Here is a 24,342-nt window from a genome sequence, read left to right as displayed (position 1 = left end):
GGAGCATGATGACACAAGCGCGGGGGCAAAACCCACCTGTGCTGCGTCTGGTTAACTCCGACCTTTGAGGGGGGGGAGGGTTCCAGAATGTGTGAGGTTGGCAAGGCGCATGTCTTGAGAGGTGTGGTTGTGCGCAAATCGAGCGGCGCCCGCGCGGCGCATCGCGAGCTGCGCTTGCTCCTACGTGTGTTTCGGGCCAGTAACGCCTGTGGCAGGCGCGCGCGACCGCCTTGTTTGTACGACGCGATATTGCGCCATGCGCCAAGGCGTCCGCGCGCAAATCCCACAGGAATAATTGGCCCGAAACACACGTAGGAGCGAGCGCAGCTCGCGATGCGCCGCGCGGGCGGCGCTCGATGCCCGCATCACAACAGTTGCATCGGCGAACACTTAGCGAACGGTGGTTGTCCAAAAACCTGCGAAAGAGGACAATTATCGGCTTCCCGTCACAACCAGCGATCTTGCATGGCCTTTCTTGCACTTGGTATCAACCATAAGACTGCCTCGGTAGACGTACGCGAGCGCGTGGCGTTTACCCCAGAGCAGCTGGTAGACGCCCTGCAGCAGCTCTGCCGACTGACATCCAGCCGCGAAGCGGCGATCCTGTCGACCTGCAACCGCAGCGAGCTCTATATAGAGCAGGACCACCTGTCCGCCGACGCCGTGTTGCACTGGCTGGCCGACTATCACCGCCTCAGCCTCGACGAACTGCGCGCCAGCGCCTACGTGCACGAAGAGCACGATGCCGTGAAGCATATGATGCGCGTGGCATCGGGCCTGGACTCGCTGGTGCTCGGCGAGCCGCAGATTCTCGGCCAGATGAAGTCGGCCTACGCCGTGGCGCGTGAAGCAGGTACCGTCGGCCCGTTGCTCGGGCGCTTGTTCCAGGCCACCTTCAGCGCCGCCAAGCAGGTGCGTACCGACACCGCAATCGGCGAAAACCCGGTTTCGGTGGCGTTTGCCGCGGTCAGCCTGGCTAAACAGATCTTCGCCGACCTGGGTCGCAGCCAGGCCTTGCTGATCGGTGCTGGCGAAACCATCACCCTGGTCGCCCGCCACCTGCACGAGCAGGGCGTACGTCGTATCGTCGTGGCCAACCGCACCCTGGAGCGCGCCAGCACGCTGGCCGAGCAGTTCGGTGCGCATGCCGTGCTGCTGGCCGACATCCCCCAGGAGCTGGCCAACAGCGACATCGTCATCAGCTCCACTGCCAGCCAGTTGCCGATCCTGGGCAAAGGCGCGGTCGAGAGTGCGCTCAAGCAGCGCCGGCACAAGCCGATTTTCATGGTCGACATTGCCGTACCGCGTGACATCGAACCTGAAGTCGGCGAACTGGACGATGTCTACCTGTACACTGTCGATGACCTGCACGACGTGGTGGCGGAAAACCTCAAGAGCCGCCAGGGCGCTGCCCAGGCTGCCGAAGAGCTGGTGTCGGTGGGCGCCGAAGACTTCATGCTGCGCCTGCGTGAACTGGCTGCGGTGGATGTGCTCAAGGCCTATCGCCAGCAAAGCGAACGCCTGCGCGACGAAGAACTGCAAAAAGCCCAGCGCCTGCTTGCTAACGGCGGCAACCCCGAAGACGTGCTGGCCCAACTGGCCCGGGGCCTGACCAACAAACTCTTGCATGCGCCCAGCGTGCAGTTGAAAAAGCTCTCGGCCGAGGGCCGCCTCGATGCGCTGGCCATGGCCCAGGAACTCTTTGCCCTCAACGAGGGCTCCACGGACAAATCCCCGCAATGAAAGCGTCGCTGCTGAACAAACTGGAAATCCTCCAGGACCGCTTCGAAGAACTCACCGCCCTGCTCGGTGACGCCGAGGTCATTTCCGACCAGACACGCTTTCGCGCGTATTCCCGTGAGTACGCCGAGGTCGAGCCGGTCTACGCTGCTTATAAAGAGTGGCGCAAAGTGCAGGACGACCTCGAAGGCGCCCAGGCGCTGCTCAAGGACAGTGACCCGGACCTGCGCGAAATGGCCGTGGAAGAGGTGCGTGAAGCCAAAGAGCAACTGTTGACGCTGGAGGCGCAGCTGCAACGCATGCTGCTGCCTAAAGACCCTAACGACGGTCGCAACGTGTTCCTCGAAATCCGCGCCGGCACCGGTGGCGACGAGGCGGCGATCTTCTCTGGCGACTTGTTCCGCATGTACTCGCGCTACGCTGAAAAGCGTGGCTGGCGCCTGGAGATTCTGTCCGAGAACGAAGGCGAGCACGGCGGCTACAAGGAAATCATCGCCCGTGTCGAGGGTGAAAACGTTTACGGCAAGCTCAAATTCGAGTCGGGTGCTCACCGCGTCCAGCGCGTACCTGAGACCGAATCCCAGGGCCGTGTGCACACTTCCGCATGCACGGTGGCGGTGCTGCCCGAGCCGGACGAACAGGCCGCCATCGAAATCAACCCGGCCGACCTGCGCGTGGACACCTACCGTGCATCCGGTGCCGGTGGTCAGCACGTGAACAAGACTGACTCGGCCATCCGCATCACCCACTTGCCTACCGGCATCGTGGTCGAATGCCAGGAAGAGCGTTCGCAGCACAAGAACCGGGCTCGCGCCATGTCCTGGCTGTCGGCCAAGCTCAACGACATGCAGACCAGCGCAGCACAGAATGCCATCGCCAGCGAACGCAAGCTGCTGGTGGGCTCTGGCGACCGCTCCGAGCGCATTCGCACGTACAACTATCCACAGGGCCGGGTGACCGACCACCGTATCAACCTGACCCTGTACTCGCTGGACGACATCCTCAGTGGTGGCGTGGAGGCGGTGATCGAACCGCTGCTGGCCGAATACCAGGCCGATCAACTGGCCGCCCTGGGGGACTGATGACCATCATCGCCAGCCTGCTGCGCAACGCGCAGTTGCCCGAATCGCCTACCGAACGGCTGGATGCCGAACTGCTGCTGGCGGCTGCCATTGGCAAGTCACGCAGTTACCTGCACACCTGGCCCGAGCGTATCGTCAGTAGCGAAGATGCCGAGACTTACGCGGGTTACCTGCAGCGACGCCGTGGCGGCGAGCCGGTCGCTTATATCCTCGGGCAGCAGGGCTTCTGGACGATCGACCTGGAAGTGGCGCCGCATACCCTGATCCCCAGGCCAGACACCGAGCTGTTGGTCGAAACGGCCCTCGAACTGCAACCCGCCTCGCCAGCCAAGGTGCTGGACCTGGGCACCGGTACGGGCGCGATTGCCCTGGCCTTGGCCAGCGATCGCCCGGCCTGGCAGGTGACTGCGGTTGACCGGGTGGAAGAGGCCGCTGCACTGGCTGAGCGCAACCGCCAGCGCCTGGGCCTGGCTAATGCCCAGGTGCGGGTAAGCCACTGGTTCGACAGCCTGGTCGGCGAGCGTTTTGACCTGATTGTCAGTAACCCGCCTTACATCGCAGCTGCAGACCCGCACCTGGTGGCCGGTGACGTGCGCTTCGAGCCCAGCAGTGCGCTGGTCGCTGGCGTCGATGGCCTGGACGACCTGCGCGTGATTGCTGCCCAGGCCCCTGCGCACCTGTTGCCCGGGGGCTGGTTGTTGCTGGAGCATGGCTACGATCAGGCAGCAGCGGTACGCGCCTTGCTGGCGGAACACGGTTTTATCGAGGTTGCCAGCCGCACGGACCTGGGCGGCCATGAACGCATTACCCTGGGGCGCCTGCCATGCTGAGTGATGAAGAACTGTTGCGTTACAGCCGGCAGGTACTGCTGGCCCAGATCGACATTGATGGCCAGTTGCGGCTCAAGCAGAGCAAGGCGCTGATCGTCGGGCTCGGTGGCCTGGGCTCACCGGTTGCGTTGTACTTGGCCGCCGCTGGGGTCGGAGAACTGCACCTGGCCGACTTCGACACCGTCGACCTCACCAACCTGCAACGCCAGGTCATCCACGACAGCGCTAGCGTGGGCATGAGCAAGGTCGACTCGGCCTTGCAGCGCCTGGAGGCGATCAACCCGGAAATCAGCCTGGTTGCCCACCGCCAGGCACTGGACGAGGACTCGCTCGCTGCCGCCGTGGCGGCGGTCGACCTGGTACTGGATTGCTCCGACAACTTCGGTACCCGCGAGGCGGTAAACGCCGCGTGTGTCGCGGCTGGCAAGCCACTGGTCAGCGGCGCGGCGATCCGCCTGGAAGGGCAGTTGTCGGTGTTCGACCCACGACGTGACTACAGCCCTTGCTACCACTGCCTGTACGGGCATGGCAGCGAAGCCGAGCTGACGTGCAGCGAAGCCGGTGTGATCGGCCCTCTGGTGGGGCTGGTGGGCAGCTTGCAGGCGCTGGAAGCGATGAAGCTGCTGGCTGGGTTCGGTGAGCCGCTGGTGGGCCGCCTGTTGTTGATCGATGCCCTTGGCACGCGCATCCGTGAGTTGCGCGTCAAGCGTGATCCGGCCTGTTCGGTTTGTGGCAAGCGCGATGGCTAACCGTTCGGCGCCGATTGGCGTGATGGACTCGGGGGTCGGCGGCATGACCGTGCTTGCCGAGATCCAGCGCCTGCTGCCCAACGAGACGTTGCTGTATGTGGCTGATTGCGGCCATGTGCCCTATGGCGAAAAATCGCCGGACTACATCCGTGACCGCTGCCGGCGTATCGCCGGGTTCTTCCACGAGCAAGGTGCCAAGGCCATGGTGCTGGCCTGTAACACCGCTACAGTGGCGGCGGTGGCCGACTTGCGAGAGTTGTATCCGTCCTGGCCGCTGGTGGGCATGGAACCGGCCGTGAAACCGGCAGCGGCCGCTACTCGCTCAGGGGTGGTCGGTGTGTTGGCCACCACGGGAACCTTGCAGAGTGCCAAGTTCGCCGCCTTGCTCGACCGCTTTGCCAACGATGTGCAGGTTATTACCCAACCTTGCCCTGGGTTGGTTGAACTGATAGAGGCTGGCGACCTGACAAGCCCGGCATTGCGCCAGATGCTGCGTGGCTATATCCAGCCGCTGCTGGCCGCGGGCTGCGATACGCTGATTCTTGGGTGCACCCATTATCCGTTCCTGCGCCCATTGCTGGCAGACTTGGTGCCGGCGGACGTGGCGGTCATCGACACAGGTGCCGCCGTGGCGCGTCAACTGCAACGGTTGCTGGGGGCGGCAGACCTGCTGGCCGAAGGGCCGGCCCGCGATACCCGCTTCTGGACCAGCGCTGACCCTCAACTCCTCAGAAATATCCTACCTGTGCTGTGGCATAAGTCCGACGATGTGCAAAGCTTTGCGTTGTAAAAAAAACGTGAAAAATAGCTGAACTATCGTGCCACTTTCGCTTTCTACCGCTTTGCCTGACATGAGGCGGACACTAATAACAGCAATGAAGGATGTTTCTCATGAAGAAACTGCTCGGCTTGGCGGCGGCTGCCGTCTTCACCCTGGGGCAAGCACTGTCGGCGCAAGCTGCCGACGTTTCGTTTTCAGTAGGGCAGACCGGTGATTCGACCATGGTCTACCGGTTGGGGCTGCAATCGAACTGGGACGCAAGCTGGTGGCAAACCAGCGTTGGCCGCCTGACTGGCTACTGGGATGGGGCCTATACCTATTGGGATGGCGACAAGACGGCGAGCAACCATAGCTTGTCTTTTGCGCCAGTGTTCGTTTATGAATTTGCCGGCGAGTCGGTGAAGCCGTACATCGAGGCGGGGATTGGTGTGGCTGCGTTCTCAAGCACAGAACTGGAAAGCAACGAGCTGGGCTCGGCATTCCAGTTCGAAGACCGCATCGGCTTTGGCTTGCGCTTTGCCGGTGGGCATGAGATCGGAGTCCGTGCGATTCACTACTCCAACGCCGGTATCAAAGAGCCCAACGACGGGGTAGAGAGCTACAGCCTGCATTACCGCATGGCGCTCTGATTTTTCCTGCACCGGCCCTATCGCCGGCAAGCCAGCTCCCACAGGAATGTGCACATTTCAAGCAATGTGATGACCCTGTGGGAGCTGGCTTGCCGGCGATAGGGCCAGTTCAGGCACTGCATCATCTACCTTTGTGGCAGCGGCCACAGGCTACTGAGGTCCAACGTTTCCAGCACCAGTTCCGGCTCCCCCAATGGCCAACGCCGGAGCAATTCTTTAGCTGCGCTCTGTGGTGTCCATTCCTCGGGTATAGCCGGCGTCGCAGTCACAGATGTCTTCAATGACTGTGGTCCTACGACCGTCAACCGAACCCCCTGCGCATCAAGCGCTTCGCGCTGCTCGCGCATCCACTGTGGCATGCTGTTCCAGCCAGCGCTCACCTGGGTTGGTGAATACAACTGCAACGACGAATAGCGGTTGAACACCGCCATTACCTGCGGCGAGTTTCCTTTTGCCAGCAACGACCGCGCACTGGCCAGGCAAAGCTCGCCCGCCAGCAGGTTGCTGGAGACGATCGCCTCGAACAGCTCGGTGTCCGCCACATCGTCAGCCACATATTCGCTGGTGCCGGCGTTGATGATCAAACCATCCAGCGAGCACCACGCATGGCAGATTTGCTGGCAAGCATCCGCCGCCTTACCTTCGACATGCAACTGCCACGGCAGACGCAAGAAACGCCGACCGTGCTGTGCTGCCAATGCATTTACTTCGTCACTTTCCTTAGCGCTGGCGGCAACCTGATGCCCCTGTTCGAGCAGCTGTACCACCAAAGCCAGACCTAATCCCTTGCTGGCGCCTGTCACCCAAAAACTGCGTGAGTTAGGCACGACTTAATCCCCTAATCCTGCCTGCGCGGTAACCCCTTGAACGCTTCAAGTGCACGCTGACGACTGCTACTGAGATCGACAATAGGATGTTGATACAAAGTATTAGCAAAAAGATCCACAGATTTCACTGGTTCGTGAATACTTTTTCGATTCACCTCACACATTTCCGGCAGCCAGTGCCGAATGAAATGCCCGTCCGGGTCGAAGCGCTGCGACTGCGATACGGGGTTGAAAATCCGGAAATAGGGGACAGCGTCAGTGCCGGTGGATGCGCTCCATTGCCACCCGCCGTTGTTGGCGGCCAGGTCGCCGTCTATCAAGTGGCGCATGAAGTGCCGCTCGCCTTTACGCCAGTCGATCAGCAGATTTTTACTGAGGAACATGGCGACTATCATGCGCAGGCGGTTATGCATCCACCCGGTGTGCAGCAGTTGGCGCATGGCAGCATCAATGATCGGGAAGCCGGTACGCCCTTGTTCCCAGGCCTCCAGGTCTGCCGGTGCATCGCGCCAGGGCAGGGCTTCGGTCTGGGCGCGGAAGGCGCGGTGGCGCGAGACTTGCGGATAACCGGTAAGGATGTGCTTGTAAAACTCCCGCCAAAGCAACTCATTGATCCAGGTTTGCACGCCCGTACTGCCACTGTCGAACTCGCCTCGGTTGCTCGCCAGTGCGCCGTGCAGGCATTGGCGTGGCGAAATCACGCCAGCGGCCAGGTACGCGGAAAGCTGGCTGGTGCCGGGCTTGGCCGGCAGGTCTCGCAGTGACTGATAGTCGTCGATGGTTTCGTCGAGAAAGCGAGATAACCGCGCCTGCGCTTCGGCTTCACCTGACGGCCAATGCTCACGCAAGGTCTGTGCAGGTATTTCAAAGCCTTCCACATGGTGCGGAACAGGGTCGCTGTCGATCTGCAGCGGTGCCTGGCGCTTCACCCGGTGGGCCATGGCTGGCAGGCTGCGGTGCAGGTGCTCCAGGCAGGTTTTCTTGAACTGGCTGAAGACCTGGAAGTAGCCACCACTGCGGGTAAGGAGGGTGCCAGGGCGGAAGAACAGCTGGTCGAGGTAGCTGTGGGCCTGGATACCTGACTTCTCCAGCAGGACACGGGTGGCATCGTCGCGGCGCTGCTCGTTGATGCCGTATTCTTCGTTCCAGTGCACGCTTTGCACCTGATGTTGGCGGCATACCTCGAGCACGGCATGGGGGGCCTGGTCCCAGGTGTCGATGGTACGGATCAACAGCGGGATATTCAGGCCTTCAAGCGACTGGCGCACATCACGCAGGTTGCGCAGCCAGAAGTCGACTTTGCAGGCAGCATCGTCGTGGGCCTGCCATTGACCGGGGCTGACCAGCCACAGTGCGATGGTCGGGCCGCGCTCGCTGGCGGCACTGAGTGCAGTATTGTCATTGATGCGCAGGTCGCTGCGCAGCCAGGTCAAGTGCATGGTGCAATGGTCTCTACAGGCTGGCGGTTATGGGTTTGGAGCAAACGCAATGCCGCCTGGGGGGTGTCGAACAGGGCGAGGTTGGGCAGTTCGAGGGCACGCAGCTGGGCTTCATGCAGCGCCAGCGTCGGGCCACCGGCCAAGGTTGCTACGTTCAGGCTGAGCAGGGTGCGCTGCAGTGCCTTGCCATCAATGCGTGGCCCCAGGTGCAGCAGCACGGCGCGGGGGTTGAGCGCGGTTACGGCGCGTTGCAGGTGCAGGCCGGTGACAGGGTGTTCCAACACCTCGACCGGGAAGCCATTGCTGGTCAACAGCCAGGCGCATAGCCATAGCCCGGGGCTGAAGGCACGCTCACTGTCTTCTACCAGCAGCACAGCAGGGCCCTGCAACAGTTGGTTGTCGTGGTAGACCCGGGCGCCAAGTTTGCTGCGCAGCCAGCTGTGGAAAAAAACCTGCTCCAGCTGCGCATTGAAGTAATTGCGCCAGCGCAGGTCGAGCAGGTCGAGCAGCGGCATGAGTAATTGCTCGCACAGCGTAACGGCTGGGTACAGGGCCATGGCCTGGTTGAGTTGTTGATCGAGTGCACGTTGCGATAGGTTGGCGATAGCCTCTATCAACAATGACTGCCTGGCCTGCCAGTCTCCACTTGGAGGTGTTGTGCTGGTGGGTTGCTCGAGCAATTCGCGCACTTGGCCGACCGATGCCCCTCGATGCAGCCAACCAAGGATGGTCTCGACCCGTTCGACCTGTTCCAGCGGATACAGGCGATGCCCTTTCTCAGTGCGCTGGGGCTTTAGCAGGCCATATCTGCGTTCCCATGCGCGCAGGGTGACCGGGTTGACGCCAGTGCGGCGGGCCAGTTCGCCGATGGGCAGCAAGCTCTCAGACCGCATTGCGCAAGCCCAGGCTTTCCGGGTGTGGCTGCAGGTACGCTTGCTGCTGCAGGTAGGGGTCAGGGTGGTTGCGTAAATGGTGCTTGAGCAGGGTCAGCGGAACGACCAGCGGCACCACGCCTTGCTGGTACTGGCTGATGACTGTTTGCAACTCGGCTTTGTCCTGTTGCGTCAGGCTGTCCTTGAAATAGCCGCAGAGATGCTGCAGCACGTTGCTGTGGGTTCCGCGGCTGGCGCAGCGACGCAGGGCCTGCATCAGTTGGCTGAAGTAGCGCGGGCCGATGCTTTGCGGGTCGTCATCGCGGCTCATGCTACCGAGCAGGCGCCCGAGAGTGCGGTAGGCCTGGGGGTTGTTGGCCATCACCAGGTATTTGTAACGCGAATGGAAGCGCACCAGCGCGCCACGGCTAAGGCCTTCGGCCAGCAGGCGCTGCCACTCGGCGTAGGCATACACGCGGCTGATGAAGTTCTCTCGCAGCACGGCGTCGTGCAGGCGCCCTTCTTCTTCCACGGGGAGGTCCGGGCGTTTCACACAGAACGCCTGCGAATAGACGCCGCGTCCTCCCTGGAAGGCCGGGTGACCGTTGTCTTGATAGACCTTGACCCGTTCCAGCCCGCAAGACGGTGATTTCTGCATGAAGATGTAGCCGCAGATGTCGTCGAGCTCGTCGGCCATTTGTTCGCCATACGTGCGCAGCGGGCCGGTCAGGTCCATGCCGGGGTTGCGGGTGCCGACCACTTCGGGATGATCGGGGTTGCCTACCAGGCGGATAGGGTCACGGGGAACACCAAGGCCGATTGCCACTTCCGGGCACACCGGCTGCCAGTCGAAATGTTTTTCCAGTTGAGTAAGGCACAGGTCGGAGGCCTTGTGGCCGCCGTTATAGCGCACGCTTTGACCCGTCAGGCAGGCGCTGATGGCGATACGCGGCTTGCTGTGGGGGGAAGGGTCGTGCATGGCTGCCTCCGGTAAACCTGTACATGACAAAAAAATTGTACAGGTTTATTCCAGCACAGCACTGACGTTATGCAAACCATTATTTTTGTACGGCGCTACATCATTCCAGGTGTTCGAGCAGTCGCCGTGCCGCTTCCTGGCCGCTGAGCCACGCGCCCTCGACGCGCCCGGAAAGGCACCAGTCGCCGCATGCGTACAAGCCCTGGTCGGCATCGGCCAGTGCGCCCCATTCGTGGTTGCTGCTGGGGCGTGCATAGAGCCAGCGGTGGGCCAGGGCGAAGGTAGGTGCGGGCACCACGCAGCCGACCAGCTCGGCGAACTCGCCCCACAGCTGTTCGATCACTTCTTCCTTGGGCAGGTCGATGTGTTGCCGGCTCCAGTCAGACGTGGCGTGCAGCACCCAGGTGTCGAGTTGCTCGTCACGGCCGGGTTTACTGCGGTTGCGGGCCAGCCAGTCGAGCGGGTTGTCTTGCACGAAACAGCCTTGCATCGGCGTATCCAGCGGCGCCTGGAAGGCGAGGGCGACGGCCCAGGTGGGCTCCATCTGCACGCCAGCGGCCACGGCAGCCAGTTTTGGTGTGGCAGCCAGCAGCGGCGTAGCCTGCGGTGCCGGTACCGCGATCACCACGCGGCTGTAGGGGCCATGGCTGCAGCCTTCGGTGTCCTGCAGGTGCCAGTACTGTTTGCCGCGGAACACCTCGGCGATGCGGCAGCCGAAGTTCACCGTCACATCCTTGAGCAGGCCACGGGTGATGGCGCTCATGCGGGGCACGCCCACCCAGCGCGTCTGCTCGTCGGGGGAGGGGGTAAGTTCGCCGTCACGGTAATTGTACAGCTGCGGCTTCCACTGCTCGGCCCAGCCAGCGGCAACCCACTGTTGTACCTGCTCGACGAAACGCCGGTCACGGGCAGTGAAGTACTGCGCGCCGAGGTCGAGCGCGCCGGCTTCGCTGCGCTTGCTGGCCATGCGCCCGCCACTGCCGTGGCCTTTGTCGAACAAATGCACGGATTGCCCCGCCTTCTGCAAGGCCTGGGCAGCTGACAAGCCGGCGATACCGGCCCCGATGATGGCGATAGGTACTGTCATGATGGCCTCTTCAAACCTTGCTGTAAGCAGACTACGCTGTCAGGCAAACCTGTACAATCCAGAATTTTTGTATAAGGTTATTCCGCTTTGGCGGGCAGGTTGGCCTATGTTTATCCGAGAGCGTCGGGTCAAAAAAGTGCCTTGATGTTAAAAATAGACCACCGCCGCATTCTGCGAGGACACAGCCATGCATATATTGCTGACAGGCGGTACCGGGTTGATAGGCAGGCACCTCTGCCAGCACTGGCTTGGTCAAGGCCATCGCCTGACGGTGTGGAGCCGGCGACCTGAGCAAGTGCCGAAAATGTGTGGCAGTGGTGTGCGTGGCATTGCCCGCCTGGAGCAGCTGGAAGCGGACGATCACCTCGATGCGGTGGTCAACCTGGCCGGCGCGCCGATTGCCGACCGGCCTTGGACAGCAGCCCGGCGTAACCTGCTGTGGGCCAGCCGCGTTACCCTGACCGAGCAGTTGCTGAGCTGGCTGGGTACCCGCGAGCAGCGACCAGACGTGCTGATCTCCGGCTCTGCGGTCGGTTGGTACGGTGATGGCGGTGAGCGCGAGCTGACCGAGGCAACACCGCCGGTGCGTGAAGATTTTGCCAGCCAGTTGTGTATTGCCTGGGAGGAAACGGCCCTGCGTTCCCAGGCACAGGGCATCCGCGTGGTGCTGGTGCGCACCGGGCTGGTGCTGGCCTGCGATGGCGGCTTTTTGTCGCGGCTGCGCGTGCCCTTCAAGCTAGGGCTGGGCGGGCCTTTGGGCGATGGTCGGCAGTGGATGCCGTGGGTCCATATAGACGACCAGGTCGCCCTGATTGATTTTCTCTTGCAGCACAAGGATGCCAGCGGTCCTTATAATGCCTGCGCCCCTGAGCCTGTGCGCAACCGCGAGTTTGCCAGGCGCCTGGGGCGTGCCCTGCATCGACCGGCGTTGCTGCCGGTGCCGGCACTGCTGCTCAAGGCTGGCCTGGGCGAGCTGTCGACCTTGCTGCTGGGCGGCCAGCGGGCTCGCCCGGTACGTTTGCTGGCAGCTGGCTTCACCTTCCGCTTCAACGATCTGCAATCGGCCCTGGACAACTTGTCCAGCCGCCTCTGACATAGGACGCTGCATGACCAATCACGCCTTGCTGCTGGTCAACCTGGGTTCCCCGGCCTCCACCTCGGTGGCCGATGTACGCCGTTACCTCAACCAGTTCCTCATGGACCCGTACGTGATCGACCTGCCCTGGCCGGTGCGGCGGCTACTGGTGTCGCTGATCCTGGTCAAGCGCCCGGAGCAGTCGGCACATGCCTATGGCTCGATCTGGTGGGAGGAGGGCTCGCCGCTGGTGGTGCTGACCCGTCGTCTGCAGGCGGCCATGGTCGAACACTGGCCCCACGGCCCGGTGGAAATTGCCATGCGCTATGGCCAGCCGGCCCTGCCAGACGTGCTGGAGCGCCTGGCGGCCCAGGGTGTACGCAAGGTGACCTTGGCACCGCTTTATCCACAGTTCGCCGACAGCACGGTGACCACTGTGGTCGAGCTGGCCAGGCAGACGGTCAACGAGCGTCAGTTACCGTTGCAGATGCGCGTGCTGCAGCCGTTCTACGAGCATCCGGACTACATCGAGGCGCTGGCCGCCAGCGCGCGTCCGTACCTGGAGCAGGATTACGACCACCTGTTGCTGAGCTTCCACGGCTTGCCGGAGCGGCACCTGAAGAAGCTGGACCCGACCGGCAAACACGACTTCCAGGCAGCCGACTGCTGCAAGGATGCCAGCGCCGAGATGCGTGCGGTGTGCTACCGCGGGCAGTGCCTGGCCACAGCCAAGGCCTTTGCGCAGAAGATGGGCATACCGGATGGCAAGTGGTCGGTGTCGTTCCAGTCGCGCCTGGGGCGGGCCAAGTGGATCGAGCCCTATACCGAAGCGCGGCTGGATGAGTTGGGCAAGGCAGGGGTGAAGAAGTTGTTGGTGATGTGCCCGGCGTTCGTGGCCGATTGCATCGAGACGCTGGAAGAGATCGGCATGCGTGGCAGCGAGCAGTTTGTCGAGGCTGGCGGGCGGGAGCTGGTGCTGGTGCCGTGCCTGAATGATCACCCCGAGTGGGTGAGGGTGTTGGCGCAGATGTGCGAAAAGGCCTAATTTGATGGTTGCCTGAACCGACCTCTTCGCGGTTTCCCCGCGAAGAGGTCGGTTCAGGTTAAAGCTGGATCAAGGCAACTGATCATCCAGCTTCTTGTGCTTCCAGCCATCATTGCCCGGCAATATCAGGTTCAGGGCAATCGCCACGATGGCGCACAGGGCGATGCCTTTCAGGCCCCAGTCATCCGGGCCGTCACCGCTGCCGATCAGCACGCCGCCGATACCGAACACCAGGGTGACCGACACAATCACCAGGTTGCGCGCTTCGGCCAGGTCGATCTTGTGGCGGATCATGGTGTTCATGCCCACTGCCGCGATCGAGCCGAACAGCAGGCACAGAATGCCGCCCATCACCGGCACCGGGATGCTCTGCAGCAGCGCGCCGAACTTGCCGATAAATGCAAGGGTGATGGCGAAGACCGCCGCCCAGGTCATGATCTTAGGGTTGTAGTTCTTGGTCAGCATCACCGCGCCAGTCACTTCGGCGTAGGTGGTGTTGGGCGGGCCACCGAACAGGCCGGCTGCGGTAGTGGCCAGGCCGTCACCCAGCAGGGTGCGGTGCAGGCCAGGCTTTTTCAGGTAGTCACGGCCGGTCACGCTGCCCACCGCGATCACCCCGCCAATGTGCTCGATCGCTGGAGCCAGGGCTACCGGAACGATGAACAGGATGGCCTGCCAGTTGAACGCCGGTGCGGTGAAGTTGGGAATCTCCAGCCACGGCGCAGCCGCGATCTTGGCGGTATCGACCACGCCAAAGGCGAATGACAGGGCAAAGCCCACCAGCACGCCCGCGATGATCGGCACCAGGCGGAAGATGCCTTTACCGAAAACGGCGACGATCAACGTAGTGAGCAGCGCCGGCATCGAAATCATCATGGCGGTCTTGTACGGTAGCAGCACGCTGCCGTCACCGGCCTTGCCCATTGCCATGTTGGCAGCAATCGGTGCCATGGCCAGGCCAATGGAGATGATCACCGGGCCGATCACCACCGGCGGCAGCATGCGGTCGATGAACCCGGTGCCTTTGATTTTTACCATCAGGCCCATGAAGGTGTACACGAAGCCTGCGGCCATCACGCCGCCCATGGTCTCGGCCAGGCCGAATTGGCCCTTGGCGAGGATGATCGGGGTGATGAAGGCAAAGCTGGAGGCCAGGAACACCGGTACCTGGCGGCCGGTGACCAGCTGGAACAGCAGGGTACCGATGCCGGCGGTGAACAGCGCGACGTTCGGGTCGAGGCCGGTGATCAATGGCATCAGCACCAGCGCGCCGAATGCCACGAAGAGCATCTGCGCGCCCGAAACGACCTGGCGCCAGAGCGGGTCGTTGAAGCCGTCCTGCATGGTCAGGCGTCCTTTTGCTTGGTGCCGAAGATTTTGTCACCGGCATCGCCCAGGCCTGGCACGATGTAGCCGTGTTCGTTCAGACGCTGGTCGATCGAGGCGGTGTAGATCTGCACATCCGGGTGGGCTTTTTCCACCACTTCGATGCCTTCTGGCGCGGCAACCAGCACCATGGCGCGGATCTCTTTGCAGCCGGCCTTTTTCAGCAGGTCGATGGTGGCGACCATCGAGCCGCCGGTGGCCAGCATCGGGTCGATGATCAGGGCCAGGCGCTGGTTGATATCCGGCGCGAGTTTTTCCAGGTAGGTGTGGGCTTCCAGGGTTTCTTCGTTGCGGGCAACGCCGACGGCGCTCACCTTGGCGCCCGGGATCAGGCTGAGCACGCCGTCGAGCATGCCGATGCCGGCGCGCAGGATAGGCACCACGGTGATTTTCTTGCCGGCAATTTTTTCAACTTGCACCTTGCCACACCAGCCGTCGATCTCGTAGGTTTCGAGTGGCAGGTCCTGGGTGGCTTCGTAGGTCAGGAGCGCGCCGACTTCCTGGGCGAGTTCGCGAAAATTCTTGGTGCTGATATCGGCACGGCGCATCAGGCCGAGCTTGTGGCGGATCAGCGGATGGCGGATCTCACGAGTGGGCATAGGGGGGCTCCGAAAGGCGGGCAAAAAAACCGCGCTAGATTAATCTATTCAGCCTGTGCTGTCGTCTGGTCATTCAGGACGTTAGTCCATAAATGCTTGATCTGTGACGAGCGGATGCGTACCTTTGCCCGCTTTTCCAAAATGCACCCCCCGGAGAGCGCCATGTCCGCCGATCTCGAGCATATCCGTCAAGTCATGCGTGAAGCTGACTGCCTGTACAACGAAGCCGAAGTCGAAGCGGCCATCGCCAACGTCGGCGAGCAGATCTGCAAAGACCTGCACGACAAGAACCCGGTGGTGTTCTGCGTGATGAACGGCGGCCTGATCTTCGCCGGCAAACTGCTCACTCACCTGCAGTTCCCGCTGGAAGCTTCGTACCTGCACGCCACCCGCTACCGTAACCAGACCAGCGGCGGTGAGCTGTTCTGGAAGGCCAAACCGGAAGTGTCGTTCATCGACCGTGACGTGCTGATCGTCGATGACATCCTCGACGAAGGCCACACCCTCAGCGCCATCATCGAGTTCTGCAAGCATGCCGGCGCACGCTCTGTGCACACTGCGGTACTGATCGACAAGGACCACGACCGCAAGGCCAGCCCGGACCTCAAGGCCAACTACGTGGGCCTGCCGTGCGTCGACCGCTACATCTTCGGCTACGGCATGGACTACAAAGGCTACTGGCGCAACGCGAACGGCATCTTCGCCGTCAAGGGGCTGTGACCGTGCGCCAGCCTGCGTTCATCGACCAATCGCTGTTCGCCGGGCTGGCCGAAAAGGCTGCCGCCAACCCGCGCGGGCGGCAGCATCACACCTTCCATGAGATGGAAGAGCCTTGCCACCGCATGGCGGTGGGGCTGCAGCCGAGTACCTATATTCCGCCGCACCGCCACCTGAGCGACGACAAGGCTGAAGCCCTGATCGTGCTCAAGGGCCGCCTGGGCCTGCTGATCTTCGATGAGCAGGGCGTGGTAACCGCCAGGCGGGTGCTGCAGGCGGGCGGCGACTGCCTGGGCGTGGACCTGCCACCGGGCACCTACCATGGCCTGGTGGTGCTGGAGCCAGACAGCATGCTGTTCGAATGCAAGGCCGGGCCTTATCGGCCAGTGGGCGAGGGCGAGCATGCGCACTGGGCGCCGCGTGAAGGCGAAGAGGGTGTCGCCGAGTACCAGGCCTGGATGCGCGCGCAGTTCGATTGATAGTGCCTGCACACGGCATGCTAGAGTGCTCCTTCATACAAGGAGCCTCACATGCGTGCGATTCTTCCCCTCCTGCTGGCAGTCAGCCTGCCACTCGCCGCCGCACCGCTGCACAGTCAGTTCCTGCCACCTGACGACCTGTCTTTACGCCAGGAGGCGCCGACCGGCCAGCAATTGCTGCAAGTGACCGACTACTCCGTGGTGGTGGGTGCCCAGCGCCAGTCCGATCAGCAGCCGATCCCGATCACGTCTTCGTTGCAGGTGCGCCTGAAAGGCAAGCCGCTGAGCAAGGGCGCGACCATTGCCCAGGTGCTGCTGACGTTCGATGGTGAGGCGGCCAAGAGCCTGAAGAAACCCGTGTATGACGAAAAAAACCGCACTCTGAGCCTGAATTACCCGGTCAGCGACTATCGGGTGATCATGGACCTGCTGCGCAACGAAACGCTCTACGTGCAGTTTCTGACCTATGGCAACGGTCATATCTGGGCCGACCTGCACACCGGTACCGTACGTACGCGTTGAGGCACGCGGCCTGCGGGGGGTACACTGCCGGCCTTCGAAATTCCGTGATGGTCCAGTTGGAGTCGGCAATGCGTAAAGACAAGAAACAGGTAATCGGTGACGAAATCAGCGACGACTACATCAAGTCGTTTCTTCAGTTCGAGCCGGCCGATGGCGTGACCTCGCCGTCGCTGCACAAGCTGGTCAAGGCCTACCGTGGCCTGCGCGTCGATGACTTCGAGCGCTTTGTCGGCTTCTTCGTCGAAGCGGGCCTGGACCTGGATGGCAAGGACGAGCACGGCAAGACCTTCGTCGAGCAGATTGCCGACCAGCGCAATGCGCCGGAGTACATCGAGATCATCGATAACGCCCGCGGCTGATAACGGGCCAGGCACAAAAAAACGCCCCGAGGGGCGTTTTTTCGTTTCAGGCCGGCTTAAGCGTAATGCTTGGCTGCCGGGCTGCTTTCCACCAAGTCGAGCGCCACGTCGTTGTCGGCACTGATCTTGTGGTACAGAGCGGCATCGGTCGCCAGCGCCTTCTCGCGCGCCGGGAAGATTTCCTTGAGCTTGGCAGCCCAGGCACCTTTGGCCTGCTCGGGGAAGCAGCGCTCGATCAGTTCCAGCATGATCGACACGGTGACCGAAGCACCTGGCGATGCGCCGAGCAGTGCGGCCAGGCTGCCGTCCTGGGCCGAGACCAGCTCCGTACCAAACTGCAGCACGCCGCCTTTCTTCGGGTCTTTCTTGATGATCTGCACGCGCTGACCAGCCACTTCCAGGCGCCAGTCTTCGGCCTTGGCCTGCGGGTAGAAGCGACGCAGGGCCTCAAGGCGCTGCTCCATCGACTGCATCACTTCGCTGACCAGGTACTTGGTCAGGTCCATGTTGTCGCGGGCCACGGCCAGCATCGGGCCGATGTTGCCCATGCGTACCGACAGCGGCAGGTCCATCAGCGAACCGTGCTTGAGGAACTTGGTGGTGAAGCCAGCATACGGGCCGAACAGCAGCGAAGTCTTGCCGTCCACAACGCGGGTGTCCAGGTGCGGTACCGACATCGGCGGGGCGCCCACAGCGGCCTGGCTGTAGACCTTGGCCTGGTGCTGCTTGACGATTTCCGGGTTGTCGCAACGCAGCCACTGGCCGCTGACCGGGAAGCCGCCGAAGCCTTTGCTTTCCGGGATGCCCGACAGCTGGAGCAGCGGCAGGGCCGCGCCACCGGCGCCGAGGAAGACGAAGCGGGCGTCCACTTCACGGCTGCCGCCGCTGTTGACGTCCTTGATGCTCACGGTCCAGCCGCTGCCGTTACGGCGCAGGCCGACAACCTTCTTGCTGTACTTGACCTGTGCGTCCTGCGAGTCGCCCAGCAGCTTGAGCAGCTTGTTGGTCAGGGCGCCGAAGTTGACGTCGGTGCCTTTGGCCACGCGGGTAGCGGCGATGTGCTGGTCGGCTGGGCGGCCAGGCATCATCAGCGGCATCCAGTCGTTCATCACGGCCTTGTCTTCGGTGTATTCCATGTCGGCGAAGGCATGGTGCTGCTTGAGCAATTCGAAGCGCTTCTTGAGGAAGGAAATACCCTTGTCACCTTCGACGTAGCTCAGGTGCGGGACAGGGTTGATGAACGCACGTGCCGAGCCGAAGTTGCCCTTCTTGCTCAGGTAAGCCCAGAACTGGCGCGAAACCTCGAACTGGGTGTTGATGTGCACGGCCTTCTTGATGTCGATACTGCCATCGGCGGCCTGGGGCGTGTAGTTAAGCTCGCACAGACCGGCGTGGCCGGTGCCTGCGTTGTTCCAGGGGTTGGAGCTTTCCGCGGCTCCGGAGTCCATCGCCTCGACGACCTCAAGCTTCAGGGTCGGGTCGAGCTCCTTGAGCAGTACGGCCAGGGTGGCACTCATGATGCCCGCGCCTACCAGTACCACATCAACCGATTCGTTCTGCGCCATTTAACGCGTCTCCACAATCTACAGCTACCTAATTGACAGCATAGGACCTGGGTTCGCCAGGGTCGCCATGTCCGACTTTTCGCAGTTCTTGCAACTTCCGCGGACACCGCCAATCAGTCTTCGGGTTCGGGTATTGAACGCCGTTTGCCACAGGTGCGGCAATTCGACTTATGGTCAAGGTGTCGTGCGTGCGTTATGGAACGGTTCAGACACTCATACGGGATGAGCGCATTTGCCGCCTGTTCAGGGCTGTTCGGGACACATCTGCCGCTTTTGCACATGCCAGACTGTTCATTTGCTCGCCACACTCTTGTGAAGTTGTGAAAACCGTTTTTTCACGCTCTTTTGGAGACGTGAACCTCAAAGGGGGACTGCGCGATGGCAACCCGCAGGTTCATGCAGTGTGAAGGGCCGGAAAAGCAGGCACGACAGCCGATGCAAGACCTGAGTGGAAGGCTCTCTGTGGGCGAAGCGGTGAAGTTGCCGGGGTCAATCGGCGAGTGCGGGGCCCGATCAGGAGACGTCCTTATAATCGGGGGGAGATTATAGCGATGTCGCGGGCAGAAATGTCGCCATTCGTGGTTTTTATTGCAGCGTTTGTCAGGCCGCGAGGATGCGCTGGTGCCAGCGGCGGCTTGCGCGGGCGCAAACCCGGGCGTCGGCAGGCAGTTCGTGGCCCAGCCAGGCCAACCGGATTTCACCAATCCGGACCCAGTCGCTGCCGCTGGGTGCCTGGCCGCATTGCTTGAAGGCCACGCATTTGCCGTGGGCATCGAGGCGGGCATAGGCATTGTGGCGCGGGCGTTGGAAGAGCAGCGTCCAGAGCGAGGCCATGACGGGGAGTCCTTTGCGTGAGGGCTTGGCGCAAGGATAAGGGCGAGGCCATGAAACGATTGTGACAAGCGGGCCGGACCGATGACTGGTCGATGCGTGCCTAGGTATACTGTGCGCCTTAGCCGCATTTTCTGGAGAAACGCGCATGTTGCAACGTCTGTTGTTCGGTTTGATCGCCGTGGCCAGCCTCAGCCTGGTCGGTTGTGCCCACAGCCCGCAACAACTCAACCCGCAACCCACGCTCAAGGCCCAGCTCACGCCGGTCGGCCATGGCCAGCCGGTGGTGGTCCGGGTGGTTGACGGCCGGGCTTCGCAGTCCCTGGGTACCCGTGGTGGCATGTACCCTGAAACCAGCACCATCAGCGTCAGCGGTAATGACGTGGTGCCCAAGCTGCAAGCCCAGGCCGAAGCGGCCGTGCGCCTGCTCGGTTTTACCCCGACGCCAAATGCCTATAACGCACCGCAGCTGACCGTGACCCTGGCCGAGCTGAAATACCAGTCGCCCAAAGACAACCTGTACGTGACCGAAGCCACCATCGGCGCCACTTTCCGTGCCGACGTGCGCAACGGCGGCCGCAGCTACAGCGGCCGTTACGGTGCTTCGCTGGACCAGCGTTTCGGCATGGCGCCGAACCAGGACACCAACACCCAGCTGGTGGGCGATGTGCTGAGCGATGCGCTGACCCGTATGTTCAAAGACCCGACCATCGGGCAGGTGTTGGGGCAGTAAGCCTTCGGCAATAAAAGAAAACCCGCTGCCTGGGTGCCCGGCAGCGGGTTTTTTTGTCTGTGCAGGTTCAAGCCGCTTCTATGTGGAAATCCAGCAGGCTGAAGCCGGTTCCGGCATCTACTTCGGGCAAGTCTTCGTGCACGTGCCCGCCTAGCGCACAGTAGACGAGCCATTGGCGGTCCTGCACGTTGATGGCAAAACCATCGATCAGCGCCTGTTGTTCATCGCTCTGGGCGACGAGGTAAAGGCGGTCCTGGTTTTCGGCGTGCAACATGAACAAGCTCCGGGTCATGAAAGGCCGATAGGGTGGCCTGTTCTGATGACGAGCTAATGACAGATGAAATTTAATGACACTTTGTCGCCCACGCAGGGTACCGGGGTGCAACTTGGGTAAAATGCGGGCCTTTGTTGCTGCTCACACCGAGGTCGCCTGATGTCCTTGCAAGTGCTCTGGGGGTTTCTGTCCGCCCACCCCGCCAAGTGGATCAACCTGCTGGCGCTGCTGCTGACCTGTCCGGGTGGGTTGCTGCTGCACAGTGCGCGGCGGCGTGATGCCGAGACCCGTGAATACATGGCGGTGGATGAGGGGATTGTGGACGCGTTCGACCTGCGGGTGCCGAAGTACTTCTATATCCTCGGTTTCTCGTGCCTGGCGATGGCGTTGTTGCTGTCCTGGTTCAGTACCTGGGTCTGAGAGCCATTGGGGCCGCAAAGCAGCCCCCAGCAATCTATCAGGCGACCGGCGCTTGTTGCCTGACCTGGTACTGGTTACGCACCGGTGTCGCATACTGCACCACCAGGTATGGCCGTTGCTCTTCAGGGCAGGCATCCAGCCGGCGCTGCCATTCTTCCTTGGCCTTGGCCAGCTCATCAGCCGGGAACACTTTTTCGGCGCTTGGCACCTGCAGCGCTTCATCTTTGGCGTCCCACATCGCATATGCCAGGTAATGCACCGGGAATAGCCGGTAACCACCCAGGATCTGCCGGTCGATTTCCGCCGCCAGCTGCTTGGTGTCCTCGTGGTATTCGGTCACCGGTGGGGCGAAGTTGATGTGCACCCGGCCCTTGTAGCCGGTAATGCCCTTGGCGATGCTGTTGTCATCCTCGCCCGGCGCCTTCTTGTAGGTGCCGGTGGTGGCGCGGATGTAAAGCTCGCGGGCCTTGGCCTGGTCGCACGGGTCGTATTCGTAGCTGATCGACACGGGCGTCAGGTTAAGGCTCTGGATCACCGCGCCGAACGGCTCGTCCTTGCGGCTCATGTGGAACATCTTGAGGATCGCCGAGTCGGTGCGGTCGTCACCGTCCTTGGCCCGCCCTTCGGCCTGGGCGATCCAGATCGAGGTGGCATCGTTGCGGATCGAGTGGTTGATGTAGGCCGAGAGCAACTGGTAAGCCGCCAGCTTCTCGCGGCGGCCGCTGATCGAACGGTGCACGATGAAGCTTTTGTTCAGGCGCATCATGTCGCTGACAAAGGGCTTTTGCAGCAGGTTGTCACCAATGGCGATGCGCGGCGTGGGCAGGCCGGCGTGGTACACCGCATAGTTGACGAAGGCGGGGTCCATGACGATGTCACGGTGGTTGGCCAGGAACAGGTAGGCAGTGCCGGCCTTGAGCTGCTCCACGCCCGAATAGGTGACGCCGTCGGTAGCACGGTCGATAGTCTGGTCGACGTAGTACTCGACTTTGTCCTGCAAGGTGGACACGCAGGTAACGCCGGCGAATTCCTTGCGCAGGCGGCGGGCAATCAGCGGTTTGAGCAACCAGCCGAGAGCACCGGCCGCACGCGGGAAGCGGAAGTGGGTGAGGATATCGAGGAATGCCGGGTCGCTGAGCAGGCGTGCCAGAACGGCAGGGACCTCAGCGTCGTCGTACGGTCGGATGGCATCGAATTCGCCCATCATGCTCTCTTGTTGGAAACGGCTAGGGTAATAAGGTAGGGGCGGGCTCCGAAAAACGGCTCGGACACACACTGGCCCTGTAAATAGACCGGCAATTATACGCATAAGTCACCCCGGAGGCCGCGATGCTGGAAACTGCGATCTACGATTGCCCTTATTGTGGCGAAGAAGTCGAAACCACGGTGGACCTGTCCGGCGGCGATCAGGAGTACATCGAGGACTGCCAGGTATGCTGCAAGCCTATCCGCTTCGTGCTGCAGGTTCATGGCGAGGAGTGGATGCTGGATGTCTTCGGTGAGAACGACTGATGCGGCGGATCTATGAACCGGAAAACCTGCTCGAAGCCGAAATGCTGATCGGGATGCTGGCCAGTGAGGGTGTCGACGTGCAACTGGTGGGCCGTGACCTAATGGGCGGCGTGGGCGAGTTGCCGATGCAAGGCTTGCTGGGGCTTGCGGTAGCGGATGAGCAGGCCGAGTACGCACGGCAACTGATCGATGCGTACAATGATGCCCAGCCACTGGTTGGCGACGAACCGGAGAGTTTCCCCGGTACCTTGATCTGCTAGGTTCTGAATTCGCCCATGTGTGGACGTTACGCCCTGTTTCGCTGGCCCCAGGCGCTGGCCAGCCTGCCTGGTTTTCCTGAAGGCCAGCCGGCCCAATGGAACATTGCTCCCGGTGCCACGGTGCTGATCCAGCGCCAGCTCGACGGCCAGCTGCAACTGGCCAAGGCGCGCTGGGGGCTGACCCCGGCCTGGCTTACCGACCTGTCCCGCACCCCCGCCCATGCCCGCGCCGAAACGCTGGCCGAGCAACCCATGTTTCGCGAGGCGTTTCGCCAGCGCCGCTGCCTGATGCCGGCCAACGGCTTTTACGAGTGGCGTGGCAGCGTGCGTAAACGCCCGTACTGGTTGACCCCGGGGGAGGGTTCGTCGCTGTACTTTGCGGCGGTGTGGGAGGCCTATCCCGTGCAGGATCAGGTGTGGCTTAGCTGTGCGGTGGTGACCCAGGCGGCCATGAACCAGCGTCGACCGCTGATACTGGATGAGGCGGGGCAGGCGGCCTGGCTCGACCCGGATACGCCGGTTACCCGCTTGCACGAGTTGTTGGCCAGCCCTGCGGCACAGCTGCGCGAGCGGGCCCTGGCCAATTTCGTCAATGACCCGAAGCTGGATGCGCCGGAGTGCCTGACCCCAGCCTGATGCGCTGGTCGATAAAATCTTCCCTGCGGCTATGGCAGCCACAGGCGAGTCGGCCTAGGATACGCCGCATGTGGATAGGGAGTGTTTTCATGCGTAAGTCTTTTGTTGTCAGCCTGTTGAGTGCTGGCATCCTGCTGGCCGGCTGCCAGGCGGTGAACACCACCAGCGGCGGTGCTGTCGGCGTACAGCGCCAGCAGTACATGTTCAGCATGCTTTCGACCGATGAGGTCAACCAGATGTACGCCCAGTCGTACCAGCAGACCTTGGGCGAAGCATCGAGCAAGGGTGTGCTCGACAAGTCCAGCGCCGATGCCAAACGCGTGCAGGTCATCGCCAACCGCCTAATTGCCCAGGCGCCCAAGTTCCGCCCGGATGCCGCGCAGTGGAACTGGGAAGTCAACGTGATCAAGAGCGACGAGCTGAATGCCAACTGCGGCCCAGGCGGCAAGATCATTGTCTACACCGGGCTGATCGATCAGCTCAAGCTCACCGATGCTGAAATTGCCGCCGTGGTGGGGCATGAAATTGCCCACGCCCTGCGTGAGCACAGCCGTGAGGCGATGTCCAAGGCCTATGGCGTGCAAATGGCCCGCCAGGGTGCCGGTGCCCTCCTGGGCCTGGGCGAGGGCACCATGGCCATGGCCGATGCCGTGGTGAACTACTCCATGACCCTGCCCAACAGCCGGGCCAACGAGAACGAAGCCGACCTGATCGGCCTGGAACTGTCGGCCCGTGCGGGTTATGACCCGAATGCCGCGATCACCTTGTGGAACAAGATGAGCAAGGCTTCCGAAGGCGCACCGCCAGAGTTCATGAGCACTCACCCGGCTTCTGAAAGCCGTATCGCTTCGTTGCAGGCAGCGATTCCGAAAGTGATGCCGTTGTATCAGGCAGCGGCCAAGCAGTAAGGCTGC

The 24,342-nt window shown here is 62.1% G+C and carries 29 protein-coding genes; 18 read left to right on the top strand and 11 right to left on the bottom strand.

The features are described 5' to 3' along the window. The first annotated feature begins 465 nt into the window (after positions 1 to 465). From hemA to ACF8MI_RS17520, 6 genes are all read left to right on the top strand, one after another. Positions 466 to 1,743, top strand: coding sequence for a glutamyl-tRNA reductase (gene hemA / locus ACF8MI_RS17545; RefSeq protein WP_060500127.1), 1,278 nt, complete (start codon positions 466 to 468; stop codon positions 1,741 to 1,743). Then, the gene (gene prfA / locus ACF8MI_RS17540; RefSeq protein ID WP_016713307.1) at positions 1,740 to 2,822 is read left to right on the top strand and encodes a peptide chain release factor 1; all 1,083 of its coding nucleotides are present in this window, start codon (positions 1,740 to 1,742) and stop codon (positions 2,820 to 2,822) included. Before hemA ends, prfA begins: the two co-directional genes overlap by 4 nt. Beyond that, positions 2,822 to 3,652 (top strand): peptide chain release factor N(5)-glutamine methyltransferase, encoded by an 831-nt coding sequence (prmC, locus tag ACF8MI_RS17535; protein WP_019099809.1) that lies wholly within the window; start codon positions 2,822 to 2,824, stop codon positions 3,650 to 3,652. Before prfA ends, prmC begins: the two co-directional genes overlap by 1 nt. Then, positions 3,646 to 4,401 (top strand): molybdopterin-synthase adenylyltransferase MoeB, encoded by a 756-nt coding sequence (locus ACF8MI_RS17530; protein WP_060500128.1) that lies wholly within the window; start codon positions 3,646 to 3,648, stop codon positions 4,399 to 4,401. The genes prmC and ACF8MI_RS17530 overlap by 7 nt, the downstream gene beginning before the upstream one ends. Next, complete coding sequence (gene murI, locus ACF8MI_RS17525) at positions 4,394 to 5,191, top strand: glutamate racemase (RefSeq protein ID WP_104833428.1); 798 nt, start codon at positions 4,394 to 4,396, stop codon at positions 5,189 to 5,191. Before ACF8MI_RS17530 ends, murI begins: the two co-directional genes overlap by 8 nt. A gap of 101 nt (positions 5,192 to 5,292) precedes the next feature. After that, positions 5,293 to 5,811, top strand: coding sequence for an acyloxyacyl hydrolase (locus ACF8MI_RS17520; RefSeq protein ID WP_104833427.1), 519 nt, complete (start codon positions 5,293 to 5,295; stop codon positions 5,809 to 5,811). A 125-nt stretch (positions 5,812 to 5,936) separates the two neighbouring features. Here the strand turns inward: ACF8MI_RS17520 and ACF8MI_RS17515 are convergent, their stop codons facing one another. The 5 genes from ACF8MI_RS17515 to ACF8MI_RS17495 form a co-directional block, all read right to left on the bottom strand. Then, positions 5,937 to 6,638: an SDR family oxidoreductase gene (locus ACF8MI_RS17515; protein ID WP_082426431.1), complete on the bottom strand. Its 702-nt coding sequence runs from the start codon at positions 6,636 to 6,638 to the stop codon at positions 5,937 to 5,939. 11 nt (positions 6,639 to 6,649) lie between these two features. Continuing rightward, positions 6,650 to 8,077: a deoxyribodipyrimidine photo-lyase gene (gene phrB / locus ACF8MI_RS17510; RefSeq protein ID WP_200929088.1), complete on the bottom strand. Its 1,428-nt coding sequence runs from the start codon at positions 8,075 to 8,077 to the stop codon at positions 6,650 to 6,652. Further along, a complete protein-coding gene (locus ACF8MI_RS17505) occupies positions 8,068 to 8,970 on the bottom strand; it encodes a MerR family transcriptional regulator (RefSeq protein ID WP_060500131.1) in 903 nt (300 codons plus the stop codon). The genes phrB and ACF8MI_RS17505 overlap by 10 nt, the downstream gene beginning before the upstream one ends. Next, entirely contained in the window at positions 8,960 to 9,928 is a 969-nt protein-coding gene (locus tag ACF8MI_RS17500) for a DUF523 and DUF1722 domain-containing protein (RefSeq protein WP_156867363.1), read from the bottom strand. The genes ACF8MI_RS17505 and ACF8MI_RS17500 overlap by 11 nt, the downstream gene beginning before the upstream one ends. Before the next feature lie 100 nt (positions 9,929 to 10,028). Continuing rightward, on the bottom strand, positions 10,029 to 11,015 hold the full coding sequence (locus ACF8MI_RS17495; RefSeq protein ID WP_060500133.1) for an NAD(P)/FAD-dependent oxidoreductase: 987 nt from the start codon (positions 11,013 to 11,015) through the stop codon (positions 10,029 to 10,031). A gap of 187 nt (positions 11,016 to 11,202) precedes the next feature. On the opposite strand from ACF8MI_RS17495, the gene ACF8MI_RS17490 reads away from it, so the two are divergent. Together ACF8MI_RS17490 and hemH are read left to right on the top strand one after the other, a co-directional pair. Then, positions 11,203 to 12,108, top strand: a complete 906-nt coding sequence (locus tag ACF8MI_RS17490) for a TIGR01777 family oxidoreductase (protein ID WP_060500134.1) — start codon at positions 11,203 to 11,205, stop codon at positions 12,106 to 12,108. A gap of 13 nt (positions 12,109 to 12,121) precedes the next feature. Next, entirely contained in the window at positions 12,122 to 13,135 is a 1,014-nt protein-coding gene (hemH, locus tag ACF8MI_RS17485) for a ferrochelatase (protein WP_060500135.1), read from the top strand. A gap of 69 nt (positions 13,136 to 13,204) precedes the next feature. Here the strand turns inward: hemH and ACF8MI_RS17480 are convergent, their stop codons facing one another. Together ACF8MI_RS17480 and upp are read right to left on the bottom strand one after the other, a co-directional pair. Then, positions 13,205 to 14,479 (bottom strand): uracil-xanthine permease family protein, encoded by a 1,275-nt coding sequence (locus ACF8MI_RS17480; protein ID WP_016713295.1) that lies wholly within the window; start codon positions 14,477 to 14,479, stop codon positions 13,205 to 13,207. Between the two features lie 2 nt (positions 14,480 to 14,481). After that, positions 14,482 to 15,120 (bottom strand): uracil phosphoribosyltransferase, encoded by a 639-nt coding sequence (gene upp, locus ACF8MI_RS17475; protein ID WP_011532223.1) that lies wholly within the window; start codon positions 15,118 to 15,120, stop codon positions 14,482 to 14,484. 162 nt (positions 15,121 to 15,282) lie between these two features. On the opposite strand from upp, the gene ACF8MI_RS17470 reads away from it, so the two are divergent. The 4 genes from ACF8MI_RS17470 to ACF8MI_RS17455 all read left to right on the top strand — a co-directional run bounded on the left by ACF8MI_RS17470 (position 15,283) and on the right by ACF8MI_RS17455 (position 17,197). Beyond that, positions 15,283 to 15,840 carry a hypoxanthine-guanine phosphoribosyltransferase gene (locus ACF8MI_RS17470; protein WP_019099801.1) on the top strand — a complete coding sequence of 186 codons (558 nt, stop codon included), beginning with the start codon at positions 15,283 to 15,285 and terminating at the stop codon, positions 15,838 to 15,840. A 2-nt stretch (positions 15,841 to 15,842) separates the two neighbouring features. Next, positions 15,843 to 16,316: a WbuC family cupin fold metalloprotein gene (locus tag ACF8MI_RS17465; protein WP_060500136.1), complete on the top strand. Its 474-nt coding sequence runs from the start codon at positions 15,843 to 15,845 to the stop codon at positions 16,314 to 16,316. Positions 16,317 to 16,367: 51 nt separating this feature from the next. After that, complete coding sequence (locus tag ACF8MI_RS17460) at positions 16,368 to 16,838, top strand: hypothetical protein (protein WP_060500137.1); 471 nt, start codon at positions 16,368 to 16,370, stop codon at positions 16,836 to 16,838. A 68-nt stretch (positions 16,839 to 16,906) separates the two neighbouring features. Then, positions 16,907 to 17,197, top strand: a complete 291-nt coding sequence (locus tag ACF8MI_RS17455) for a PA4642 family protein (RefSeq protein WP_051095858.1) — start codon at positions 16,907 to 16,909, stop codon at positions 17,195 to 17,197. Positions 17,198 to 17,253: 56 nt separating this feature from the next. On the opposite strand, the gene mqo is transcribed toward ACF8MI_RS17455, so the two are convergent. Next, positions 17,254 to 18,762, bottom strand: coding sequence for a malate dehydrogenase (quinone) (mqo, locus tag ACF8MI_RS17450; RefSeq protein WP_060500138.1), 1,509 nt, complete (start codon positions 18,760 to 18,762; stop codon positions 17,254 to 17,256). Positions 18,763 to 19,362: 600 nt separating this feature from the next. Next, positions 19,363 to 19,596 carry a hypothetical protein gene (locus tag ACF8MI_RS17445; protein WP_060500139.1) on the bottom strand — a complete coding sequence of 78 codons (234 nt, stop codon included), beginning with the start codon at positions 19,594 to 19,596 and terminating at the stop codon, positions 19,363 to 19,365. Positions 19,597 to 19,741: 145 nt separating this feature from the next. Here ACF8MI_RS17445 and ACF8MI_RS17440 point away from each other — a divergent pair, with 145 nt between their 5' ends. Next, complete coding sequence (locus ACF8MI_RS17440; protein ID WP_016713289.1) at positions 19,742 to 20,326, top strand: YajG family lipoprotein; 585 nt, start codon at positions 19,742 to 19,744, stop codon at positions 20,324 to 20,326. Positions 20,327 to 20,393: 67 nt separating this feature from the next. Here the strand turns inward: ACF8MI_RS17440 and ACF8MI_RS17435 are convergent, their stop codons facing one another. Continuing rightward, a complete protein-coding gene (locus ACF8MI_RS17435) occupies positions 20,394 to 20,600 on the bottom strand; it encodes a hypothetical protein (RefSeq protein WP_003247353.1) in 207 nt (68 codons plus the stop codon). A gap of 159 nt (positions 20,601 to 20,759) precedes the next feature. Between ACF8MI_RS17435 and ACF8MI_RS17430 the strand changes: the two genes are divergently transcribed. Next, a complete protein-coding gene (locus tag ACF8MI_RS17430) occupies positions 20,760 to 21,020 on the top strand; it encodes a hypothetical protein (RefSeq protein WP_016713288.1) in 261 nt (86 codons plus the stop codon). A gap of 37 nt (positions 21,021 to 21,057) precedes the next feature. On the opposite strand, the gene ACF8MI_RS17425 is transcribed toward ACF8MI_RS17430, so the two are convergent. Continuing rightward, positions 21,058 to 22,224: a 1-acyl-sn-glycerol-3-phosphate acyltransferase gene (locus ACF8MI_RS17425; RefSeq protein ID WP_060500140.1), complete on the bottom strand. Its 1,167-nt coding sequence runs from the start codon at positions 22,222 to 22,224 to the stop codon at positions 21,058 to 21,060. 125 nt (positions 22,225 to 22,349) lie between these two features. Here ACF8MI_RS17425 and ACF8MI_RS17420 point away from each other — a divergent pair, with 125 nt between their 5' ends. The 4 genes from ACF8MI_RS17420 (at position 22,350) to ACF8MI_RS17405 (ending at position 24,336) form a co-directional block, all read left to right on the top strand. After that, on the top strand, positions 22,350 to 22,532 hold the full coding sequence (locus ACF8MI_RS17420) for a CPXCG motif-containing cysteine-rich protein (protein ID WP_012270508.1): 183 nt from the start codon (positions 22,350 to 22,352) through the stop codon (positions 22,530 to 22,532). Continuing rightward, the gene (locus tag ACF8MI_RS17415) at positions 22,532 to 22,792 is read left to right on the top strand and encodes a putative signal transducing protein (RefSeq protein ID WP_060500141.1); all 261 of its coding nucleotides are present in this window, start codon (positions 22,532 to 22,534) and stop codon (positions 22,790 to 22,792) included. Before ACF8MI_RS17420 ends, ACF8MI_RS17415 begins: the two co-directional genes overlap by 1 nt. A gap of 15 nt (positions 22,793 to 22,807) precedes the next feature. Beyond that, entirely contained in the window at positions 22,808 to 23,428 is a 621-nt protein-coding gene (locus ACF8MI_RS17410; RefSeq protein ID WP_060500142.1) for an SOS response-associated peptidase, read from the top strand. A gap of 89 nt (positions 23,429 to 23,517) precedes the next feature. Further along, the gene (locus ACF8MI_RS17405) at positions 23,518 to 24,336 is read left to right on the top strand and encodes a M48 family metallopeptidase (RefSeq protein ID WP_060500143.1); all 819 of its coding nucleotides are present in this window, start codon (positions 23,518 to 23,520) and stop codon (positions 24,334 to 24,336) included. The last annotated feature ends 6 nt before the right edge of the window (positions 24,337 to 24,342 follow it).

This window comes from Pseudomonas sp. yb_9, from assembly GCF_043103635.1.
Lineage (GTDB): Bacteria > Pseudomonadota > Gammaproteobacteria > Pseudomonadales > Pseudomonadaceae > Aquipseudomonas > Aquipseudomonas monteilii.
This window is presented reverse-complemented; position numbering and strand designations above follow the sequence as displayed.

What these genes read in the sequence shown, in the direction of transcription:
- hemA (WP_060500127.1), top strand. Translation starts at nt 466, where the DNA reads ATGGCCTTTCTTGCACTTGGTATCAACCATAAGACTGCCTCGGTAGAC.
- prfA (WP_016713307.1), top strand. Translation starts at nt 1,740, where the DNA reads ATGAAAGCGTCGCTGCTGAACAAACTGGAAATCCTCCAGGACCGCTTC.
- prmC (WP_019099809.1), top strand. Translation starts at nt 2,822, where the DNA reads ATGACCATCATCGCCAGCCTGCTGCGCAACGCGCAGTTGCCCGAATCG.
- ACF8MI_RS17530 (WP_060500128.1), top strand. Translation starts at nt 3,646, where the DNA reads ATGCTGAGTGATGAAGAACTGTTGCGTTACAGCCGGCAGGTACTGCTG.
- murI (WP_104833428.1), top strand. Translation starts at nt 4,394, where the DNA reads ATGGCTAACCGTTCGGCGCCGATTGGCGTGATGGACTCGGGGGTCGGC.
- ACF8MI_RS17520 (WP_104833427.1), top strand. Translation starts at nt 5,293, where the DNA reads ATGAAGAAACTGCTCGGCTTGGCGGCGGCTGCCGTCTTCACCCTGGGG.
- phrB (WP_200929088.1), bottom strand. Translation starts at nt 8,077, where the DNA reads ATGCACTTGACCTGGCTGCGCAGCGACCTGCGCATCAATGACAATACT.
- ACF8MI_RS17505 (WP_060500131.1), bottom strand. Translation starts at nt 8,970, where the DNA reads ATGCGGTCTGAGAGCTTGCTGCCCATCGGCGAACTGGCCCGCCGCACT.
- ACF8MI_RS17500 (WP_156867363.1), bottom strand. Translation starts at nt 9,928, where the DNA reads ATGCACGACCCTTCCCCCCACAGCAAGCCGCGTATCGCCATCAGCGCC.
- ACF8MI_RS17495 (WP_060500133.1), bottom strand. Translation starts at nt 11,015, where the DNA reads ATGACAGTACCTATCGCCATCATCGGGGCCGGTATCGCCGGCTTGTCA.
- ACF8MI_RS17490 (WP_060500134.1), top strand. Translation starts at nt 11,203, where the DNA reads ATGCATATATTGCTGACAGGCGGTACCGGGTTGATAGGCAGGCACCTC.
- hemH (WP_060500135.1), top strand. Translation starts at nt 12,122, where the DNA reads ATGACCAATCACGCCTTGCTGCTGGTCAACCTGGGTTCCCCGGCCTCC.
- ACF8MI_RS17480 (WP_016713295.1), bottom strand. Translation starts at nt 14,479, where the DNA reads ATGCAGGACGGCTTCAACGACCCGCTCTGGCGCCAGGTCGTTTCGGGC.
- upp (WP_011532223.1), bottom strand. Translation starts at nt 15,120, where the DNA reads ATGCCCACTCGTGAGATCCGCCATCCGCTGATCCGCCACAAGCTCGGC.
- ACF8MI_RS17470 (WP_019099801.1), top strand. Translation starts at nt 15,283, where the DNA reads ATGTCCGCCGATCTCGAGCATATCCGTCAAGTCATGCGTGAAGCTGAC.
- ACF8MI_RS17460 (WP_060500137.1), top strand. Translation starts at nt 16,368, where the DNA reads ATGCGTGCGATTCTTCCCCTCCTGCTGGCAGTCAGCCTGCCACTCGCC.
- ACF8MI_RS17455 (WP_051095858.1), top strand. Translation starts at nt 16,907, where the DNA reads ATGCGTAAAGACAAGAAACAGGTAATCGGTGACGAAATCAGCGACGAC.
- mqo (WP_060500138.1), bottom strand. Translation starts at nt 18,762, where the DNA reads ATGGCGCAGAACGAATCGGTTGATGTGGTACTGGTAGGCGCGGGCATC.
- ACF8MI_RS17445 (WP_060500139.1), bottom strand. Translation starts at nt 19,596, where the DNA reads ATGGCCTCGCTCTGGACGCTGCTCTTCCAACGCCCGCGCCACAATGCC.
- ACF8MI_RS17440 (WP_016713289.1), top strand. Translation starts at nt 19,742, where the DNA reads ATGTTGCAACGTCTGTTGTTCGGTTTGATCGCCGTGGCCAGCCTCAGC.
- ACF8MI_RS17435 (WP_003247353.1), bottom strand. Translation starts at nt 20,600, where the DNA reads ATGTTGCACGCCGAAAACCAGGACCGCCTTTACCTCGTCGCCCAGAGC.
- ACF8MI_RS17430 (WP_016713288.1), top strand. Translation starts at nt 20,760, where the DNA reads ATGTCCTTGCAAGTGCTCTGGGGGTTTCTGTCCGCCCACCCCGCCAAG.
- ACF8MI_RS17425 (WP_060500140.1), bottom strand. Translation starts at nt 22,224, where the DNA reads ATGGGCGAATTCGATGCCATCCGACCGTACGACGACGCTGAGGTCCCT.
- ACF8MI_RS17420 (WP_012270508.1), top strand. Translation starts at nt 22,350, where the DNA reads ATGCTGGAAACTGCGATCTACGATTGCCCTTATTGTGGCGAAGAAGTC.
- ACF8MI_RS17415 (WP_060500141.1), top strand. Translation starts at nt 22,532, where the DNA reads ATGCGGCGGATCTATGAACCGGAAAACCTGCTCGAAGCCGAAATGCTG.
- ACF8MI_RS17410 (WP_060500142.1), top strand. Translation starts at nt 22,808, where the DNA reads ATGTGTGGACGTTACGCCCTGTTTCGCTGGCCCCAGGCGCTGGCCAGC.
- ACF8MI_RS17405 (WP_060500143.1), top strand. Translation starts at nt 23,518, where the DNA reads ATGCGTAAGTCTTTTGTTGTCAGCCTGTTGAGTGCTGGCATCCTGCTG.